The sequence below is a fragment of the Achromobacter sp. JD-1 genome (assembly GCF_038594925.1).
Lineage (GTDB): Bacteria > Pseudomonadota > Gammaproteobacteria > Burkholderiales > Burkholderiaceae_B > Achromobacter > Achromobacter spanius_C.
The window spans coordinates 1-1,644 of record NZ_JBCGCS010000075.1 but is presented as its reverse complement, the minus strand read 5'-3'; the positions used below and the strand labels follow the sequence as shown (position 1 = coordinate 1,644).

The 1,644-nt window shown below is 56.2% G+C and carries 4 protein-coding genes; all 4 read right to left on the bottom strand.

The window, feature by feature from the left end; translation table 11 throughout:
• Nucleotides 1–60 precede the first annotated feature (60 nt).
• Entirely contained in the window at nt 61–447 is a 387-nt protein-coding gene (locus WBR68_RS31280; RefSeq protein WP_230696260.1) for a hypothetical protein, read from the bottom strand.
• An 83-nt stretch (nt 448–530) separates the two neighbouring features.
• Complete coding sequence (locus tag WBR68_RS31275; RefSeq protein WP_158266086.1) at nt 531–677, bottom strand: hypothetical protein; 147 nt, start codon at nt 675–677, stop codon at nt 531–533.
• Nucleotides 674–1,096, bottom strand: coding sequence for a hypothetical protein (locus WBR68_RS31270; protein WP_230696259.1), 423 nt, complete (start codon nt 1,094–1,096; stop codon nt 674–676). Before WBR68_RS31270 ends, WBR68_RS31275 begins: the two co-directional genes overlap by 4 nt.
• A 22-nt stretch (nt 1,097–1,118) precedes the next feature.
• Complete coding sequence (locus WBR68_RS31265; protein ID WP_230696258.1) at nt 1,119–1,472, bottom strand: hypothetical protein; 354 nt, start codon at nt 1,470–1,472, stop codon at nt 1,119–1,121.
• Nucleotides 1,473–1,644: the final 172 nt, after the last annotated feature.

The following is a 1,644-nucleotide window of genomic DNA, read 5'->3' as shown; positions in this document are numbered from 1 at the left end:
AACCCTGACCCAATCAAATTAGGGCTGGGTCAGTTTTCGATGCAAACGCTGGGTCAGTTTTCAGTGCAAACCAACAAACGTGATGCCGATCCTGAACATCGCCACGTTCGCGGCAAGAAGAATCATCATCGCCGTACACCGTATGAATGTCAGCACGGCGCGGGTCTTGTTGTGGCGTGCTCTATCGGCGTCGTTCGATGGCGTCGTGCCCCAGGCGACCAAATTGGCCCAGACAAATACGGCTACGCTGGTCAGTCCAACTGAGATGGCGCCCCAGAACTTGCCTCCGGCGGACGCAGCCCAAAGAACTGTTTCCCATTCTTCGATTAGTTTTCCCGCCGCCGCGAGCATCGTGACGAGCACCGCGGAGTCTTTAACCACTTTCAGCGCTGACGCCAGCATCAACGTGCGCTGCTGGCTTCGGTGAGTGAGCTGTTTGTTGTGCAAGATGCGCTCCATTTTTCAGCGGGCAAGCCATTTCTGATCAGGGGGCATACCCGACGAAGACAAAGATTGGCTGACCCCTTCTGCTACTTCCGCTCGACCGCGCAAAACGTGCTGCTTACGTAGGGCTGCTTGTAGCAATCTTCTTTGGCGGAGGAGTAAAGCTCGTACAGCGCGTAGCCGACGGCGAAGATCGCGATTGCGATCCCCCAGATGATCATGTGTTTTTTCATTGTGTTTTGTCTGAAAAGGAAGGTCCGCGTTTGCGCACTCCTGTCGCGCGCGAACGGCACCATTTGTGGCAGACCAATATGCTCCGCGTCAGCATGGCGATGCCTCTGGTCACCATGGATATGCAGACGGATATCGAGACAGCAGCCGAAGAGAACGCCAACATGCCAAGGATGCCGTTGTTAATGAACAGCGCGTCAGAGCTAGCACCTGTTGGGTCGATCTTCAGCCTGGCCAACTGGACGACTACGCCGGTGAGCGGGGCCAGCGCCGGCTGCTGCATCACCCAGGCGTAGATTTCCTGGCCGTGCAAGGCGGTTATGGCAAAGGCCCCAAGGCTTACTGTCACGACTAATATGCCGAGCAGTAGGTAAATTTGCATGAAAAGGCCGGCCGCTAGGCCACCGATAAATTTATGCACGTTGCCCTCCCTATGCGAGGTTTCAAATCAGCGACGTACCCAGCTTTGAGAGTTCGGATGCGCGGACGTAGACAGCCTTCTTGCCGCCGCGCAATCCCGCGAGCGTCGACATCAATGCAAGGGCAATTAGAAGTTGCGCATCCAGCAGGACGGCCATGAACGCGCCCCGGAACGCTTCGACGATTGGTACTTCGTGGTTGTGCGCATGCCAGATAGCCGTTCCAAGGATGGTAAGGGCCAAAAAAACTAGAAGGTGCGCGGCGGCACTCTTCGCTAAGGCCTTCGACCATCGTTGGTTTGTTGCGCGGCTGCCATCAGCCTGACTACAAAATTGGTACTTGCCGGTGAAGTCGCGCTTTCTTTGAAGAGCGTTCATGTGTGTGTAGACCTCCGTGAGATGGAGCCATGTGCCATCCGAATCGGAGCGCTCGATTTCCGCAGTGTTTAGCAGCTAAACACCGGGAAAAATCTTGGTGAACGCCGATTCGGATGCCGCCGCCGAGATACCACAACGTTGGCGGCTTCCTGCCGACTTGCACGGCGCAGGC